This window comes from Zestomonas carbonaria (assembly GCF_904061905.1).
GTDB classification, from domain to species: Bacteria; Pseudomonadota; Gammaproteobacteria; order Pseudomonadales; family Pseudomonadaceae; genus Aquipseudomonas; species Aquipseudomonas carbonaria.
Genome location: NZ_CAJFCI010000052.1, coordinates 1 through 17,799, shown reverse-complemented (window position 1 = coordinate 17,799; position 17,799 = coordinate 1). Strand labels below are relative to the sequence as shown.

At 66.2% G+C, this 17,799-nt stretch carries 16 protein-coding genes and 1 pseudogene; 13 read left to right on the top strand and 4 right to left on the bottom strand.

All coding sequences use genetic code 11. The features are described from left to right. Positions 1–96: 96 nt before the first annotated feature. A complete protein-coding gene (gene rpsB, locus PSEWESI4_RS12865; RefSeq protein WP_187671600.1) occupies positions 97–837 on the bottom strand; it encodes a 30S ribosomal protein S2 in 741 nt (246 codons plus the stop codon). Between the two features lie 304 nt (positions 838–1,141). Between rpsB and map the strand changes: the two genes are divergently transcribed. From map to dapC, 3 genes are all read left to right on the top strand, one after another. Further along, positions 1,142–1,927, top strand: a complete 786-nt coding sequence (gene map, locus PSEWESI4_RS12860) for a type I methionyl aminopeptidase (protein WP_187671599.1) — start codon at positions 1,142–1,144, stop codon at positions 1,925–1,927. Positions 1,928–1,961: 34 nt separating this feature from the next. Continuing rightward, complete coding sequence (locus tag PSEWESI4_RS12855; protein ID WP_187671598.1) at positions 1,962–4,664, top strand: [protein-PII] uridylyltransferase; 2,703 nt, start codon at positions 1,962–1,964, stop codon at positions 4,662–4,664. A gap of 67 nt (positions 4,665–4,731) precedes the next feature. Continuing rightward, entirely contained in the window at positions 4,732–5,928 is a 1,197-nt protein-coding gene (gene dapC / locus PSEWESI4_RS12850; RefSeq protein WP_187671597.1) for a succinyldiaminopimelate transaminase, read from the top strand. 57 nt (positions 5,929–5,985) lie between these two features. Here dapC and PSEWESI4_RS12845 read toward each other — a convergent pair whose 3' ends face one another. The 3 genes and pseudogenes from PSEWESI4_RS12845 to PSEWESI4_RS12835 form a co-directional block, all read right to left on the bottom strand. Then, positions 5,986–6,471 (bottom strand): OmpA family protein, encoded by a 486-nt coding sequence (locus tag PSEWESI4_RS12845; RefSeq protein ID WP_328821879.1) that lies wholly within the window; start codon positions 6,469–6,471, stop codon positions 5,986–5,988. Next, positions 6,446–7,753: pseudogene (locus PSEWESI4_RS12840) on the bottom strand (diguanylate cyclase domain-containing protein); the annotation flags it as partial. The pseudogene PSEWESI4_RS12840 and the gene PSEWESI4_RS12845, both read right to left, overlap by 26 nt. After that, the gene (locus PSEWESI4_RS12835; protein WP_408004310.1) at positions 7,750–8,322 is read right to left on the bottom strand and encodes a YfiR family protein; all 573 of its coding nucleotides are present in this window, start codon (positions 8,320–8,322) and stop codon (positions 7,750–7,752) included. The pseudogene PSEWESI4_RS12840 and the gene PSEWESI4_RS12835, both read right to left, overlap by 4 nt. Positions 8,323–8,587: 265 nt before the next feature. Here PSEWESI4_RS12835 and PSEWESI4_RS12830 point away from each other — a divergent pair, with 265 nt between their 5' ends. The 10 genes from PSEWESI4_RS12830 (at position 8,588) to PSEWESI4_RS12785 (ending at position 17,584) form a co-directional block, all read left to right on the top strand. Beyond that, complete coding sequence (locus PSEWESI4_RS12830; RefSeq protein ID WP_187671593.1) at positions 8,588–8,935, top strand: ArsC family reductase; 348 nt, start codon at positions 8,588–8,590, stop codon at positions 8,933–8,935. Positions 8,936–8,972: 37 nt separating this feature from the next. Then, on the top strand, positions 8,973–10,007 hold the full coding sequence (dapD, locus tag PSEWESI4_RS12825; protein ID WP_187671592.1) for a 2,3,4,5-tetrahydropyridine-2,6-dicarboxylate N-succinyltransferase: 1,035 nt from the start codon (positions 8,973–8,975) through the stop codon (positions 10,005–10,007). A 79-nt stretch (positions 10,008–10,086) separates the two neighbouring features. After that, a complete protein-coding gene (locus PSEWESI4_RS12820; protein WP_187671591.1) occupies positions 10,087–11,292 on the top strand; it encodes an aminotransferase class V-fold PLP-dependent enzyme in 1,206 nt (401 codons plus the stop codon). Between the two features lie 31 nt (positions 11,293–11,323). Further along, the gene (locus PSEWESI4_RS12815) at positions 11,324–11,731 is read left to right on the top strand and encodes a SufE family protein (protein ID WP_187671590.1); all 408 of its coding nucleotides are present in this window, start codon (positions 11,324–11,326) and stop codon (positions 11,729–11,731) included. Between the two features lie 204 nt (positions 11,732–11,935). After that, positions 11,936–12,556, top strand: a complete 621-nt coding sequence (locus PSEWESI4_RS12810) for an ABC transporter permease (RefSeq protein WP_328821882.1) — start codon at positions 11,936–11,938, stop codon at positions 12,554–12,556. Between the two features lie 40 nt (positions 12,557–12,596). After that, the gene (locus PSEWESI4_RS12805; protein WP_187671588.1) at positions 12,597–13,787 is read left to right on the top strand and encodes an ABC transporter ATP-binding protein; all 1,191 of its coding nucleotides are present in this window, start codon (positions 12,597–12,599) and stop codon (positions 13,785–13,787) included. A 64-nt stretch (positions 13,788–13,851) separates the two neighbouring features. Next, positions 13,852–14,514: an ABC transporter permease gene (locus PSEWESI4_RS12800; protein WP_235978928.1), complete on the top strand. Its 663-nt coding sequence runs from the start codon at positions 13,852–13,854 to the stop codon at positions 14,512–14,514. 38 nt (positions 14,515–14,552) lie between these two features. Then, the gene (locus tag PSEWESI4_RS12795) at positions 14,553–15,347 is read left to right on the top strand and encodes a glycine betaine ABC transporter substrate-binding protein (RefSeq protein WP_408004308.1); all 795 of its coding nucleotides are present in this window, start codon (positions 14,553–14,555) and stop codon (positions 15,345–15,347) included. A 138-nt stretch (positions 15,348–15,485) separates the two neighbouring features. After that, complete coding sequence (locus PSEWESI4_RS12790; protein WP_187671587.1) at positions 15,486–16,307, top strand: nitrilase-related carbon-nitrogen hydrolase; 822 nt, start codon at positions 15,486–15,488, stop codon at positions 16,305–16,307. A 95-nt stretch (positions 16,308–16,402) separates the two neighbouring features. After that, complete coding sequence (locus PSEWESI4_RS12785; RefSeq protein ID WP_408004307.1) at positions 16,403–17,584, top strand: hypothetical protein; 1,182 nt, start codon at positions 16,403–16,405, stop codon at positions 17,582–17,584. Positions 17,585–17,799 lie beyond the last annotated feature (215 nt).

The window sequence follows — 17,799 nt, the reverse complement described above, 5'->3', positions numbered from 1 at the left end:
CCATTCCACCCGGCTGCCCGGGTGCGCTAATTCCAAAGTGGCAAAAAGGGGGCCTAGCCCCCTTTTCGCGCAACGGGAAACGTCAGTCGCCCGCTATCAGCCTTCGCTGGCCTCGGAGGCGGCTTCTTCGACGAACTCGTCGGCGCCGCCAACAGCGTTGCCGCGGCCGCGGATCACGGCTTCGGACATGGAACCCATGTACAACTGGATGGCGCGGATGGCGTCATCGTTGCCGGGGATCACGTAGTCGACGCCTTCCGGGCTGCTGTTGGTATCGACGACGCCGATGACCGGGATGCCCAGCTTGTTGGCTTCGGAGATGGCGATGCGCTCGTGGTCGACGTCGATCACGAACAGTGCGTCCGGCAGGCCGCCCATGTCCTTGATACCGCCCAGGCTGCGATCCAGTTTCTCCAGGTCGCGGGTACGCATCAGCGCTTCTTTCTTGGTCAGCTTGGCGAAGGTGCCGTCCTGGGACTGGGTTTCCAGCTCGCGCAGGCGCTTGATCGAAGCACGGATGGTCTTGTAGTTGGTCAGCATGCCGCCCAGCCAGCGGTGGTCGACATAAGGCATGCCGCAACGGGCAGCTTCTTCGGCGACGATCTTGCTGGCGGAACGCTTGGTACCGACGAACAGGATCTTGTTCTTGCCGGCAGCCAGCTTCTCAACGAAACCCAGGGCTTCGTTGAACATCGGCAGGGTCTGTTCCAGGTTGATGATGTGAATCTTGTTACGCGCACCGAAAATGAACTTGCCCATTTTCGGGTTCCAGTAACGGGTCTGGTGGCCGAAGTGCACACCGGCCTTCAGCATATCGCGCATATTGACTTGGGACATGATAGTTCCTTGATAAGTCGGGTTAGGCCTCCACGCATCCCAATTTCCAACCCTTTCAGGCACCCAGGAAATCGTGTCGATACGTGTGTGGGTTAATGCTTCGCGGACGCCATGCCCGTAAAGCGGCGCGTTTTATACCACAAAAGGCAGCCACAAGCTACAAGCCTCAAGCTGCAAGCAGAGGCGAAGCTTCTCATCGGCGCACATACCGTTCAGCTTGTAGCTTGTGGCTTGCCGCGGCCTTTGGGGCTTGCGGTTCGAAGCTGTTAAGATAACGCCCTTTCCTTACGTGCCAGAGAGCCCCATGACCGTCACCATCAAGACGCCCGAGGAAATCGAGAAAATGCGCATCGCCGGCCGCCTGGCCGCCGAAGTGCTGGAAATGATCGGGGAACACGTCAAGCCCGGCGTCACCACCGAGGAGCTGGACCGCATCTGCCATGACTATATCGTCGACGTGCAGCAGGCCATCCCCGCGCCGCTCAACTACAAGGGCTTCCCCAAGTCGATCTGTACCTCGGTCAACCACGTGGTCTGCCACGGCATTCCCAACGACAAGCCGCTGAAGGATGGCGACGTCCTGAACATCGACGTCACCGTGATCAAGGACGGCTACCACGGCGACACCAGCAAGATGTTCATGGTCGGCAAGGTGCCCGAGTGGGCCGAACGCCTGAGCCGGATCACCCAGGAGTGCATGTACAAGGGCATCGAGCTGGTCCGCCCAGGCACCCGCCTCGGCGACATCGGCGAAGTGATCCAGAAGCACGCCGAGAAGAACGGCTTCTCGGTGGTCCGCGAGTACTGCGGCCACGGCATCGGCGCGGTGTTCCACGAAGAGCCGCAGGTGCTGCACTACGGCCGCGCCGGCACCGGCATGGAGCTCAAGGAAGGCATGACCTTCACCATCGAGCCGATGATCAACCAGGGACGCCCGGAAACCCGCCTGCTCGGCGACGGCTGGACCGCAATCACCAAGGACCGCAAGCTGTCCGCGCAGTGGGAGCACACCGTGCTGGTGACGGCCGACGGCTACGAGATCTTCACCCTGCGCAGCGACGACACCATCGCGCGCACCTCGCCGCACTGAACCCGCGGCGCTGCTCATATATAAGGAAGGCGACATGCCGCAGGTGGATCCCGAGCTTTTCGACCGCGGACAGTTCCAGGCCGAGCTGGCCCTGAAGGCCAGCCCGATCGCCGCCTTCAAGAAGGCCATCCGCGGCGCCCACGAGGTGCTCGATGCGCGCTTCCGCAAGGGTCGCGACATCCGCCGCCTGGTCGAGGACCGCGCCTGGTTCGTCGACCAGATCCTCCGCGAGGCCTGGGCGCGCCTCGACTGGAGCGAGGACGCCGACATCGCCCTGCTGGCGGTGGGCGGCTACGGGCGCGGCGAACTGCACCCCTACTCGGACATCGACCTGTTGATCCTGCTCGACAGCGCCGACCACGAGACCTTCCGCGAGCCGATCGAACGCTTCCTCACCCTGCTCTGGGACATCGGCCTGGAAGTCGGCCAGAGCGTGCGCTCGGTGGACGAATGCGCCGAGGAGGCGCGCGCCGACCTGACGGTGATCACCAACCTGATGGAAAGCCGCACCATCGCCGGCCCCGAACGCCTGCGCCAGCGCATGATCGAGGTCACCAGCACCGAACGGATGTGGCCGAGCCGGCACTTCTTCCTCGCCAAGCGCAAGGAGCAGCGCGCCCGCCACGCCAAGTACAACGACACCGAATACAACCTCGAGCCCAACGTGAAGGGCTCGCCCGGCGGCCTGCGCGATATCCAGACCATCCTCTGGGTGGCCCGCCGTCATTTCGGCACCCTCAACCTGCACGCCATGGTCGGCCAGGGCTTCCTGCTGGAAAGCGAATACGCCCTGCTCGCCTCGTCCCAGGAATTCCTCTGGAAGGTGCGCTACGCCCTGCACATGCTCGCCGGCCGCGCCGAGGACCGCCTGCTGTTCGACTACCAGCTCGGCATCGCCGGCCTGCTCGGCTTCGAGGGCAGCGACGCCAAGCGGACCATCGAGCGCTTCATGCAGAAGTACTACCGCACGGTGATGAGCATCGCCGAGCTGAGCGAACTGATCGTCCTGCACTTCGAGGAAGCCATCCTCGGCGCCGGCGAGAGCGGCCAGGCACGCCCACTGAACAGCCGCTTCCAGGTGCGCGACGACTACATCGAGGTGACCCACCCGAACGTCTTCAAGCGCACCCCGTTCGCGATCATGGAGATCTTCGTGCTGATGGCCCAGCACCCGGAGATCAAGGGCGTGCGCGCCGACACCATCCGCCTGCTGCGCGACCATCGCCACCTGATCGACGACGACTTCCGCAACGACATCCGCAACACCAGCCTGTTCATCGAGCTGTTCAAGTGCCGCCAGGGCATCCACCGCAACCTGCGGCGGATGAACCGCTACGGCATCCTCGGCCGCTACCTGCCGGAGTTCGGCCATATCGTCGGGCAGATGCAGCACGACCTGTTCCACATCTACACGGTCGACGCCCACACCCTGAACCTGATCAAGCACCTGCGCAAACTGAAATGGCCGGAGCTGGCCGAGAAGTTCCCGCTGGCCAGCAAGGTCATCGACAAGCTGCCCAAGCCCGAGCTGATCTACCTGGCCGGGCTCTACCACGACATCGGCAAGGGCCGTGGCGGCGACCACTCGGAGCTCGGCGCCCTGGACGCCGAGGCGTTCTGCGCCCGCCACCAGTTGCCCGCCTGGGACAGCCGGCTGGTCGCCTGGCTGGTCAGGAACCACCTGGTGATGTCCACCACCGCGCAGCGCAAGGACCTCTCCGACCCGCAGGTGATCCACGACTTCGCCCAGCAGGTCGGCGACCAGACGCACCTCGACTACCTCTACGTGCTGACCATCGCCGACATCAACGCCACCAACCCCAGCCTGTGGAACTCCTGGCGCGCCAGCCTGCTGCGCCAGCTCTACACCGAGACCAAGCGCGCCCTGCGCCGTGGCCTGGAGAATCCGCTGGACCGCGAGGAGCAGATCCGCCGCACGCAGAGCGCCGCGCTGGACATCCTGGTGCGCGCCGGCGTCGATCAGGACGACGCCGAGCAGCTATGGTCGCAGCTCGGCGACGACTACTTCCTGCGCCACACCGCCGGCGATGTGGCCTGGCACACCGAGGCGATCCTCCAGCACCCGCAGGACGGCGGCCCGCTGGTGCTGATCAAGGAAACCACCCAGCGCGAGTTCGAGGGCGGCACGCAGATCTTCATCTATGCGCCGGACCAGCACGATTTCTTCGCGGTGACCGTGGCGGCCATGGACCAGCTCAACCTGAACATCCATGACGCCCGGGTGATCACCTCGACCAGCCAGTTCACCCTCGACACCTACATAGTGCTCGACGCCGATGGCGGCCAGATCGGCGACAACCCCGCCAGGATCAGGGAAATCCGCCAGGGCCTGGTGGACGCGCTGAAGAACCCCGACGACTACCCGGCGATCATCCAGCGCCGCGTGCCGCGCCAGCTCAAGCACTTCGCCTTCGCGCCGCAGGTGACCATCTCCAACGATGCCCAGCGGCCGGTGACCATGCTGGAGATCACCGCGCCGGACCGCCCTGGCCTCCTGGCGCGGATCGGCAAGATCTTCCTCGACTTCGACCTGTCGCTGCAGAACGCCAAGATCGCCACCCTCGGCGAGCGCATCGAGGACGTGTTCTTCATCACCGACGCGCACAACCAGCCGCTGTCCGATCCGGAACTCTGCGCCCGCCTGCAGCAGGCGATCATCGAGCAGCTATCGCCGACCCGCGATACGGCCAGCGCAATCAGCCGGATCAGTATTTGAGAACCGCAGCGGCAAGCTGCAAGCCACAAGCGGCAAGCACCGGCACGCCGGTCGCCAGGAAACCGAAATGAACGACGCCTTGAACCAGCTCCAGCCCTACCCCTTCGAGAAACTCCGCACCCTGCTCGCCGGCGCCCAGCCGCCGGCGGACAAGGCGCCGATCGCGCTGTCCATCGGCGAGCCCAAGCACCGTTCGCCGAGCTTCGTCGCCGAGGCGCTTGCCGCGAACCTGGAGAAACTGGCGGTCTACCCGACCACCCTGGGCATCCCCGAACTGCGCCAGAGCATCGCCCTGTGGTGCGAGCGGCGTTTCAAGGTACCCACCGGCTGGCTGGACGCGGCGCGCCACGTATTGCCGGTCAACGGCACCCGCGAGGCGCTGTTCGCCTTCACCCAGACCGTGGTCAACCGTAACGACGCCGGCCTGGTGGTCAGCCCCAATCCCTTCTACCAGATCTACGAAGGCGCCGCCCTGCTCGCCGGCGCCACCCCGCACTACCTGCCGTGCCTGGCCGGGAACGGCTTCAACCCGGACTTCGATGCGGTGCCCGCCGACGTCTGGCAGCGCACCCAGGTGCTGTTCCTCTGCTCGCCGGGCAACCCCACCGGCGCGCTGGTGCCGCTGGAGGTCCTGAAGAAGCTGATCGCCCTGGCCGACGAGCACGACTTCGTGATCGCCGCCGACGAGTGCTACAGCGAGCTGTACTTCGACGAACGGAACCCGCCGCCCGGCCTGCTGACCGCCTGCGCCGAGCTGGGCCGCAGCGACTTCAAGCGCTGCGTGGTGTTCCACAGCCTGTCCAAGCGCTCCAACCTGCCGGGCCTGCGCTCCGGCTTCGTGGCCGGCGACGCCGATATCCTCAAGGCCTTCCTGCTCTACCGCACCTACCACGGCTGCGCCATGCCGGTGCAGACCCAACTGGCGAGCATCGCCGCCTGGAATGACGAAGACCACGTGCGCGCCAACCGCGACCTGTACCGCGAGAAATTCGATGCGGTGCTGGACATTCTCTCCGGCGTGCTGGACGTGCAGCGCCCGGACGGCGGCTTCTACCTGTGGCCGAAGACCCCGGTGGACGACCAGACCTTCACCCGCGAGCTGTTCGTCCGCGAACACGTCACCGTGGTGCCGGGCTCCTACCTGTCCCGCGAGGTGGATGGCGTCAGCCCCGGCGCCGGTCGCGTGCGCATGGCCCTGGTCGCGCCGCTGGCCGAATGCGTGGAAGCCGCGCAACGCATCCGCCGCTTCACCGAAGGGCTCTGAGAGCCCTCCCCCTCCAACAGGCGGGAAGCGCCCGGCGCCAGGGCGCTTCCCGGCCGCTCACTCCACCGGCACGATGATCGCCACCCGGCGGTTCTCCATGCGTCCGTCGGGAGTATTGTTGTCCGCCACCGGCTTGCTCATGCCGAGGCCACGTATCTCCAGGTTTTCGGGCCGCATGCCGGCGCTGATCAGCACCTCCGCCACCGCGTTCGCGCGGCGTACCGAAAGCTCCCGGTTGTAATCGGGCTCGCCGTAGGAGTCGGTATGCCCCTCCAGGCGCAGCCTGTCGAGGCCGGCTTCGCGCAGGACACGCCCGATGCGCTCGAGGTTGGCGCGGCTATCGTGGTTGATGGCGTCCAGGTTGTTGCCGAACAGCACCTTGCTGGACAGGCCGAACTCCCACCCATCGTCCGTCGGCTGGAACCCCTCCCGTTTCAGGACGGCTATCTGTTCTGGCGTCAGGCCGGTCTGCGGTTGCGTCTGGCAGGCGGCCAGGGCAAGCGTCAGCAGGACCAGGGCGAGCAGGCGATTCGGCAGGTTCACGAGACTTCTCCTGTTTCTCGATGGGGACGGGTGACACGGGCTGTTGCGCCAGGAGCCGGGTTCCCCTCTGCCGGCGCTTGGCGTGGTACATGGCGAGATCGGCGCTGCGCAGCAACGCCTCCGGCGTGCTGCCATGCTCCGGACACAGGGCGATGCCGATCGTCAGGGACGTGCGCACGCTGCCGCCATCCGGCAGCGGAATGGGCAGTTCCATGCTGGCGATGATGTCGTCGGCGATGCGCACGGCATCCTCCGGGCTGGCTACCGGCGAGAGCAGCACCGCGAACTCGTCGCCGCCCAGGCGCGCCACCAGATCGGTTTCGCGCAGTTGCCCACGGATACGCGTGGCGATGCTGACCAGCACGGCATCGCCGGCGGCATGGCCGAGTTCGTCGTTGATCGACTTGAAGCGGTCGCTATCGATAAACAGTACGGCGACCCGCTGGCCGTGTGCCGCCACATCGCGCAGCGCCCGGCTCAGGCGGCCCTCGAAGAAGGCGCGGTTGGGCAAGCGGGTGAGGCTGTCGTGGCTGGCCTTGTGCGCCAGGGTAGCGTTTTCCTTCTCGAGGTGGGTTTGCCAGGAATCCAGCTCGTCGAGCAGGGCGTTGAAATCCTCGCTCAGCTCGTTGAGCTCGACGATCCGGGCCGGCGGCACGCGCTGGGCGAAATCGCGGTCGCGGCGTATCGCGTGGGCCACGCTGGCCAGGCGGTCGAGCGGACCGAGCACCTTGGCCACCATGCGCTGCGACAGGTGCAGGGCGCCCAGAGCGGCCAGCAGCAGCCCGGCGAAAGTGCCGCCGAGCCCGGTGAGCAGGAAGGTCAGCAGGCCACCGCCGGAACCGCTCACCCGCACCTCGCCGATGCGCCTGTCGTTATGGAGGATCGGCCGGCTGTATTCATCGTCCAGCAGCCAGCCCGTCAACCGGCGCTCCAGGCCGACCATCGGCCCGCTGGGGCGCTGATAGCCAGCCAGCCGACGACCATTGGCGTCATACACCGCCGCCTCGGCCACCTCTTCCTCGGCGGCGATGGCCTGCAGTGCCTCCTCTGCCGCCGCGGCGTCCCGGAACACCACCGCGGCTTCCGTGGTGTAGGCCATGGAGCGGGTGATCAGGTGCAGGTTGTGCTCCGCATAGGCGCGCAGGGCCAGCAGGCCGACCACCGTCACCGCCAGTCCGGCCATGCAGACCGAGACCAGCGCCACCGTCAGATTGGCGCGGTAGAAGACCCGCCGCAGCGACGGTCGGCCCGGGCGGAGCGAGAACAGCCGACGAATCCTCATGACGCGGCCTTCCTGCGCGCCAGCTTGAGCACGTTCGGATGCACGCGGACGCCGCTCCGGGCCACGGAATCGAGGTTGATCGAGAAGGTCACCCGCGGACGGCCGATGTTCAGGCAGAACATGTTGCCCACGCTGCACGACGGGTCGTGCTCGCTGATCGACAGCACCGGATGGTTCGCGAGCCGCTCGAAGAGCTGGCGGTTCTCCGCGTCGGAAAGCACGCCGAGGTACAGCGCATGGCATTCCGTGGCGAGTCGCGGATCGTCCAACGCGCGCCGCTGGGCATGCACGGGCCTGCCGCTGGGCTGCGACATACCCTGCAATATGTCGTCGGCGAACTCCGTGGGCCCCACCACGCACAAGTGCAGCTCCCCGGGCTCATCCGGCCAGCGCACGAAGCTGAGGATGCCGAGCACCACTTCGCCGACGGCTTCGCTCTGCTGGGCCAGCAGCGTCCGCGCCTCCTCGGCCCGCAGGATCGGCCCGGACAGGCACGCCCCGAGCAGGGCCAGGCAGACGGAAAACCGTCGCAATGACGGCAAGGAAGCGAGGGTCAATATTGGCTCCAGGGTTCCCGGCTGCTCTGAGCGGGGCGGTGATGGCAAAGGCGTAGTCTAAATAATGTGACGCACTTCACGCGAGAAGTTCGCCATCGAGACCACCACACCCCTGCTCGTCACAACGGGAGCGAATGCTGGCGCCGGGATCACCTGCCGGGAAAGATGGCCGCCCATATCCCGACAGCCGGCCGGAACGACATGGCATAATCCACGGCCTGAATTTCTTGGATATTTCGGGGAGCACGGGGAAGCCCCTTTCTCTCGAGGAAAATCAATGCCTTACACCCTCTATGGCATCAAAGCCTGCGACACCATGAAAAAGGCCCGCGCCTGGCTCGACGAACACCGCGTGGACTATGGCTTCCACGACTACAAGGCGGTCGGCATCGACCGCGCCAGCCTGCAGAAATGGTGCGCCGAGCACGGCTGGCAGACCGTGCTGAACCGTGCCGGCACCACCTTCCGCAAGCTGGACGACGCCCAGAAGGCCGACCTCGACGAGGCCAAGGCCATCGAGCTGATGCTCGCCCAGCCGTCGATGATCAAGCGCCCGGTGCTCGACCTCGGCGATCGCACCCTGGTCGGCTTCAAGCCTGACAACTACGCCGCCGCGCTGGCCTGACTCCATCCCTTATTTCGCTGCAAGGAAATCCGATCCCATGACCACCTCCCTCTTCAGCATCGCCTTCGGCGTCGGCACCCAGAACCGCCAGGGCAACTGGCTGGAAGTCTTCTACGCCCAGCCCCTGCTTTCCCCTTCCGCCGAACTGGTGGCCAAGGTCGGTGAAGTGCTGGGCTACAGCGGCGGCAACCAGGCCATCGTCATCAGCAACAACCAGGCCACCAAGCTGGCCGAGGCGCTGAAAGGCATCGACGCCGCGCAGTCCGCTCTGCTCACCCGACTGGCCGAAAGCCATCGCCCGCTGGTCGCCACCCTGCTGGCCGAAGACAGCGCGCCGACCTCCACCCCCGAGGCCTACCTCAAGCTGCACCTGCTCTCCCACCGCCTGGCCAAGCCGCACAGCCTGAATCTTTCCGGCATCTTCCCGCTGCTGCCCAACGTGGCCTGGACCAGCCAGGGCGCCGTGGACCTGGCCGAACTGGCCGAGCTGCAACTGGAGGCGCGCCTGAAGGGCGACCTGCTGGAAGTCTTCTCGGTGGACAAGTTCCCGAAAATGACCGACTACGTGGTGCCGAGCGGTGTACGTATCGCCGACAGCGCCCGCGTACGCCTGGGCGCCTATATCGGTGAAGGCACCACGGTGATGCACGAGGGCTTCGTCAACTTCAACGCCGGCACCGAAGGCCCGGGCATGATCGAAGGCCGCGTCTCCGCCGGGGTGTTCGTCGGCAAGGGCTCGGACCTGGGCGGCGGCTGCTCGACCATGGGCACCCTGTCCGGCGGCGGCAATATCGTGATTTCCGTGGGCGAAGGCTGCCTGATCGGCGCCAATGCCGGCATCGGCATCCCGCTGGGCGACCGCAACATCGTGGAAGCCGGCCTGTACATCACCGCCGGCACCAAGGTGGCGCTGCTCGACGAGCAGAACGCCCTGGTCAAGGTCGTCAAGGCCCGCGACCTGGCCGGCCAGCCGGACCTGCTGTTCCGCCGCAATTCGCAGAACGGCGCGGTCGAGTGCAAGACCAACAAGACCGCCATCGAGCTGAACGAAGCGCTGCACGCGCACAATTGACAGCAGCGACAAGCTGCAAGCCATAAGCTGCAAGAACCAGCCCTTGCGGTTTCAACTTGCAGCTTGAGGCTTGTAGCTTATGACTCTTTCTTCTCCTTGGCGCACCGACTTCCCCGGCATCCTGGCTCTCGAGGCGGAAGGCCAGACCTACCTCGACAGCGCCGCCACCAGCCAGAAGCCGCAGGCATTGCTCGATGCCCTGCTCGGCTACTACGCCGGCGGCGTGGCCAACGTGCATCGTGCCCAGCATCTGCCTGGCGAGCGCGTCACCCGCGCCTTCGAGACCAGCCGCGCCAAGGCCGCCCAGTGGCTCAACGCCGAGTCGCCGGGGCAGATCATCTTCACCCGAGGCTGTACCGAAGCGCTCAACCTGCTGGCCTACGGCCTGGAGGCGCAGTTCCATCCCGGTGACCAACTGGTGGTCGGCGCCGCCGAGCACCACGCCAACCTGCTGCCCTGGCAACAACTGGCCCAGCGACGAGGCCTGGAGCTGGTGGTGCTGCCGCTGGACGAGGACGGCGCCATCGACCGGGAGCAGGCCGCCCGCCTGATCGGCCCGCGCTGCCGCCTGCTGGCGATCGGCCAACTGTCCAACGTGCTCGGCCGCTGGCAACCGCTGGCGGAGCTGTTCGCCCTGGCCCGCGCCAACGGCGCGCTGACCGTGGTGGATGGCGCCCAGGGCGCGGTACACGCCCGCCCCGACGTGCAGGCGCTGGATTGCGACTTCTACGTGTTCTCGGCGCACAAGCTGTACGGTCCGGAAGGCGTCGGCGTGCTCTACGGCCGCGAGGACGCCCTGCAGCGCCTGAACCACTGGCAGTTCGGCGGCGAGATGGTCCAGGTCACCGACTACCAGAGCGCCACCTTCCGCCCGGCGCCGCTGGGCTTCGAGGCCGGCACGCCGGCGATCGGCGCAGTCATCGGCCTGGGCGCCAGCCTCGACTATCTGCAGGGCCTCGACGCCACGGCCGTCACCGCCCATGAAGCCACGCTGCACGCCCAATTGCTCGACGGCCTGGCGCAACGCAGCGGCCTGCGCGTGCTCGGCTCGCCGCAGGTGGCCCTGGCCAGCTTCGTGGTCGACGGCATACACAACGCCGACCTCGCCCACCTGCTCGGCGAACAGGGCATCGCCGTGCGCGCCGGCCATCACTGCGCCATGCCGCTGTACGGCACGCTCGGCCTGAGCGGCGCGGTGCGCGTATCACTCGGCCTGTACAGCGACTCGGCCGATCTGGAGCGGTTCTTCAACGCCCTCGACCTGGCCCTGGAGTTGCTGCGGTGACATCTGGCCGCGCCTACGGGACGCTGTGCCCATGAGCCTTCCACCGCGTGCTCGGGAGGCCCTGGAAGCCTTCGGCCAATGCCCCGGCTGGGAGCAGCGCGCGCGCCTGCTGATGCAGTGGGGAGAACGCATGGAGGCGCTGGACGAGGCCGAACGCAACGACGCCAACCTCGTGCACGGCTGCGAAAGCCGGGTCTGGCTGGTCGGAGAAGCGCGGGACGGCCGCTGGCACTTCCGCGCGGCCAGCGAAGCCCGCCTGATCCGTGGCCTGCTGGCGGTCCTGCTGGCACGGGTCGACGGCCTGGACGGCGCGGAACTGCGCACCCTCGACCTGGCGGACTGGTTCGCCCGGCTCGGCCTGTCGCGCCACCTCTCCCCCTCGCGCAGCAACGGCCTCAACGCCGTGCTGCAACGGATGCGCGAGCTGACTCGCCCATAGCATCCCCTCGCCAAACCGCCAGCGATTGTCGGTTTAGGTTCGTTATTTGTCGCTATCGCTTCGTTGGGATGCAGCCCGCCTCGATAATTTCAAGCCTCCAAGACACAGGCTGCCGTCCACTCGCACAGTGGCAGGCCCCATAACTACAACAGCTTGAGAGGTACGGCTTTGGAAACCCTGGGCTTCATCGTCGACAACCTTGGCATGATCGGCCGGCTCACCCTCGAGCACATCTCCCTGGTCGGCATCGCCGTGGGCCTCGCCATCGTCACCGGCGTTCCGATCGGCATCGCCATCACGCTGAACAAGCGTGCCGCCGATGTCGTGCTCTATGCCGCCTCCATCCTCATCACCATTCCCTCCATCGCCCTGTTCGGCCTGATGATTCCCCTGCTCTCGATGATCGGCCAGGGCATCGGCTACCTGCCCGCCGTGATCGCCGTGCTGCTGTATTCCCAACTGCCGATCATTCGCAACACCTACACGGCGATCAACAACGTCGACCCCGCGCTGCGGGAAGCCGCCCGGGGCATCGGCATGACCTCGGCCCAGCGCCTGCGAATGGTCGAGATCCCCCTGGCGATCCCGGTGATCATGGCCGGCATCCGTACCGCCGTGGTGATGAACATCGGCGTGATGGCCATCGCCGCCTACATCGGCGCGGGCGGCCTCGGCACGCTGATCAGCCGGGGCATCTCGCAGACCGACCCACGGCAACTGATCGCCGGCGCCCTGGCCGTCAGCGTCCTCGCCGTGGTGGCCGACTACCTGCTGCTGTTCTGCCAGAAGAAGCTGACCCCGCAAGGTACTCAACCAACCGCGTAGGCGCCGCGACGAATCCCAGGCGACAGGAAAGAGAACAACGATGATAAAGCTCGAACACCTGACCAAGATTTTCCACACGCAGGAAGGCGAGGTGATCGCCGCCGACCATATCGACATGGAGGTGCCCCAGGGCGAAATCTGCGTGCTGCTGGGCCCCTCCGGCTGCGGCAAGACCACCACCCTGAAGATGATCAACCGGATCGTCCCGGCCACTTCGGGGCGGGTGTTCATCGGCGGCGAGGACACCAGCGCGCTGGACACCATCACCTTGCGCCGCAACATCGGCTACGTCATCCAGCAGATCGGCCTGTTTCCCAACATGACCATCGAGGAAAACATCTGCGTGGTGCCCAAGCTGCTGGGTTGGGACAAGGCTCGCTACCTGGCCCGCGCCGCGGAGCTGCTGGCCATGGTGGCGCTGGAGCCGCGCACCTTCCTGAAACGCTACCCGCGGGAGCTTTCCGGCGGCCAGCAACAGCGGGTCGGGGTGATCCGCGCCCTGGCCGCCGACCCACCGGTGATGTTGCTGGACGAGCCCTTCGGCGCCATCGACCCGATCAACCGGGAGATCATCCAGGACGAGTTCCTGAAGATGCAGCAGGAATTGAAGAAGACCATCCTCTTCGTCAGCCACGATATCGACGAGGCGGTGAAGATGGCCGACCGGATCGCCATCTTCGACGCCGGCAAGCTGGTCCAGTTCGCCTCGCCCGACCATGTCCTGGCCCATCCCGCCAACAAGTTCGTCGAGGACTTCGTCGGCAGCGACCGGACCCTCAAGCGTTTGCGCCTGGTCAAGGTCAAGGACGTGATGATGGCCTCGGGACCCACCGTGCGTCCCGAGGACGACCTGAAGCACGCGCTGCGGCTCATGGAGAGCCGCGACCACATGGCCATCACCATGGTCGATCGCAACGGCCGCCCCATCGGCTCCGTCTACCGCTCCCTGGCCCTGGCCAAGCAGGGCACCTGCGGCGACCACCACTACGGCCTGCGCGCCATCGTCAATATCGACGACGACCTGAGAACGGTGGCCGCGCTGATGTTCAGGCACGACACCACCTGGATACCCTGCGTGGACGACCAGGGCGTATTCCGTGGCGAAGTCTCCCAGCGCGGGGTGACCCACTACCTGGGCGCCACCTACCGCCGGGTGGAAGACGCGCCCGAGGCCCATCCCCACCCCGCCACCCTGGAGTCCCAGGAAAACCGGAGTGCGCACTGTGACTAAGCACGCCTCGTCGTTCCTCTGGCTCCTCGCCCTCGCCGGCATGTTCGTCCTCGGCGCGGTCAGCATGGGCAGCGGCTTCATCGACGAGCTGCTCCAGCACCGCGAGGACATCGTCTTCCTCAGCCAGCAGCACATGATGCTGGTGGCCCTGTCCGGCGGCCTGGCGATCCTCATCGGCATCCCGCTCGGCATCTGGCTGAGCCGCCCGCGCCAACGGCGCCTGGCGGAAGGCCTCATGCAGGTCCTGAATATCGGCACGACCATTCCCACCCTGGCGGTGCTGGCCCTGTCGATGAGCCTCCTCGGGATCGGCAGCCGGCCCGCGATCTTCGCGCTGTGCATCGCCACCCTGCTGCCGATCGTGCGCAACACCTACACCGGCCTGGTCGGCGTCCCCGCCTACCTCAAGGAGGCCGCCGACGGCATGGGCATGAGCGCCCGGCAGATTCTCTTGCGGGTCGAGCTGCCCAACGCCCTCTTCGTGATCTTCGCCGGCATCCGCACCGCCCTGACCATCAATGTCGGCACCGTGCCCCTGGCCTTCCTGATCGGCGGCGGCGGCCTCGGCGAACTGATCTTCACCGGCATCGACCTCAACGAGATGTCGATGCTGCTGGCCGGCGCCATTCCCACCGCCCTGCTCGCCGTGCTGGTGGACATCGGCGTCGCGGGCATCGCCATGGTGGTGATTTCCAAAGGGGTCGACCCGCTGCGGGCCGCCCGCTGACTTGCACTTCCAACATTCGAACCACGAGGCCATCGACCATGAAAATAACAACGATCCTGAAGTCCCTTTCCGCCGTGCTGCTGCTCTCGACCATGGGCCTGGCGCAGGCGGACAAGCTGGTCGTCGGCGGCAAGAACTTCACCGAACAGCAGGTCATGGCCGCCATCACGACCCAGTACCTCCAGGCCAAGGGCTTCAAGGTGGACAAGCGCGCCGGCCTGGGCAGCACCGTGCTGCGCAAGGCCCAGGAAAACGGCCAGGTCGACATCTACTGGGAATACATCGGCACCTCGCTGATCACCTTCAACAAGATCACCGAGCGGCTGAGCGCCGAGGACGGCTACGCCAAGGTCAAGACACTCGATGCCGCCAAGGGGCTGGTCTGGCTGACGCCCTCCAGGGCCAACAACACCTACGCCCTGGCGATGCGCCGCGCAGAGGCGCAGGCCCAGGGCATCGAGACCCTGAGCGACCTGGCCAGGGCGATCAACGACGGCAACGACCTGCTGCTGGCCTGCAACGCCGAGTTCGCCGCCCGTCCCGACGGCCTGCAGCCCCTGCAGGAAACCTATGGCTTCACGTTCAAGCGCTCGCAAATCAAGCGCATGGACTCCGGCCTGACCTACCAGGCGCTCAGGGAGGGCCAGGTCAGCGTCGCCCTGGTGTTCGCCACCGACGGCCGCATTCCCGCCTTCGACTTCGTCGCCTTGCAGGATGACCTCGGCTTCTTCCCGGACTACGCCCTGGCCCCGGTGGTGCGCGCGCAGACCCTGGCGCGCAATCCCGAGCTGGAGTCCCTGCTGAACGAGCTGTCCGGCCGACTCGATGACTAGGTCATGTCGCAACTGAACGCCCAGGTGGACGTCGCCAAGCAGTCCATCGAGGCGGTGGCCCGGGAGTTCCTGAAAGACCAGGGGCTGATCTGACAACAGCGGCCGGGTTTCCCTTCCGCCTTTTCCCGCAGGTATCCAATGACGACCATTCGTGTAGCCGCTGCGCAGATCCCGGTCCGCCTGGGCGGCATCGACGACAACCTCGAGACCCATCGGCGCCTGGCCCGCCAGGCGTTGCAGGACGGCGCGGAGGTGCTGCTGTTCCCGGAGCTGTCGCTGACCGGTTACCAGCTGGGGCGCCAGGTCCCGACCCTGGCGATGACAGCGGGCGACGAGCGCCTGCGGACGTTCGCCAGGGAGTTTCCCGACCTGCTGATCGTCTGCGGCTTCGTCGAGCGGGCATCCCCTGGCGAGTTCTACAACGCCATGGTCTGGCTGCGCGGGGGCGAACCCTGCTTCGTGCACCGCAAGCTGAACCTGCCGACCTATGGCGGCCTCGAGGAAGGCAAGCTGTTCACCGCCGCCGACCACCTGGCGCTATGCGACGCCAAGCCGGGCTGGCCCACCGCCACGCTGATCTGCGCGGACCTGTGGAATCCCGGCCTGGTGCATGCGGCCATGCTCCGCCGCCCGAGCCTGCTCCTGGCGCCGATCAACTCGGCCGAGGGCGTGGTCAGCGCGGCGTTCTCCAACCCCGATGGCTGGGCGCTGAACCTGCGCTTCTACGCCATGACCTACGGCATCCCGCTGGTCATGGCCAATCGCTGCGACAGCGAGCAGGGCACGGTCTTCTGGGGTGGCAGCCGGATACTCGGCCCACGCGGCGAAACCCTGGCGCAGGCGGGTGGCGACGAACAGTTGATCTGCTCCGAGCTGGAGCTGGAGGCGATCGCCCAGGCGCGTTTCGACCTGCCCACCATTCGCGACGCCAATACCCCCTTGGTCAGATCCCTGCTCTGACCTGACGACTCCCGAGCGACTCCGGGCTCAGCGGCCGCGCACGCGCGGCACGGGCCTCTATTACCCATGGAAAAGCAACAAGAGGGAACAGCCAGATGTCCATCATCCAGTACACCCGCAACCCCATGCTCCTGTCAGTGCTGCCGATACTGGCCCTGCTCGACCAGGCGGCCATCGCGGCGCCGGTCACCGACAACCTGGATATCGGCGGGGCACTGCGCGCCCGCTTCGACTACGACCCGGACCAGGACATCCAGAAGCTGTCCCTCGATACCGTCCGGCTCGACGTCAAGTACGACTCGGACACCTGGATCGGCAAGGGTTCCTACCGCTGCTACGGCGGCTCCTATCCCTACGACTACGTCGACAGCCTCTGCGACATCGCCTTCCCGTCCTATGCCTGGGTCGGCTACAAGTTCGACGCCTCGCGGCAGGTGCACGTCGGCCTGAACCAGGTACCGTTCGGCCTGCAGCCCTATTTCGGCACCACCTTCTTCGAAGGCCTGGGCAACGTCATCGGCCTGGAGGACGTGCACAACCTGGGTATCAAGTACCTCGGCGGCACGCCCGAATGGAACCTGCAGGCCGCCTATTACCTGAACGACGGCGGGCAGGGGAAAGGCACCAGCCGTGGCGGCAGGTCCTACTCGACCAACGTGGCCGATGCCGACGACAACGTGCCCGACGGCAGCGACAACGTCGAGAAACACAAGCTTTCCCTGCGCCTGGCGCGCCACGTCGAGATCGGCGAATGGGCCTCCGAATTCGGCGGCTCGCTGCTGACCTCCACCCTGGAAAACCAGGACACCGGGGACGACGGCCGACGCAATGCCTTCGCCCTCCACTACCAGGGCCGGAACGGCCCCTGGGGCACGGCGTTGCAAGCCGTGCGCCAGCACATGAAGCCGAAGAACGCCGGCAGCAACGACATCGTGACCTTCGGCGGCTACGACGGCACCTTCAACGTGGCGGCCAAGGGCGACCTCTACGTGGCCCACCTCAGCTACGACCTGCCCGGCACCTACTGGCTGGTTTCCGGCGTGCAGTTCTATGGAAACTACAGCCGCTTCGACAAAGCGAAGGGCGCCTTCAAGGACTCCCAGCGCTTCATCGCCGGCACCTCCTTCTCCTTCAAGGACCTGTGGATCGCCGTCGAATGGCTGCACGGCAAGAACGACCCCTACATCGGCGGCAGCAGCTACACCCAGAGCCTGGCCGAAGGCGGCAGCGACCAGTGGGAGAACCGCCTGTACGCCAATATCGGCTACTACTTCTGAGAACTGGGTAGATCCTATGTTCATAGGCAAGAAATAGCCTCGTCCATGCACCGTCTGCTCCCTCTCCCATTTATTGGGGGCACGCCTAGTGGAGAGGGCTGGGGAGAGGGTGGTTCAGGCGGCTCGGAGCTGCCGTGCAGGCCCTCTCCCCCGGCCCCTCTCCCGTAAACGGGAGAGGGGAGACAAGCACATAGCCCGGATCCAACCCGGGAAAT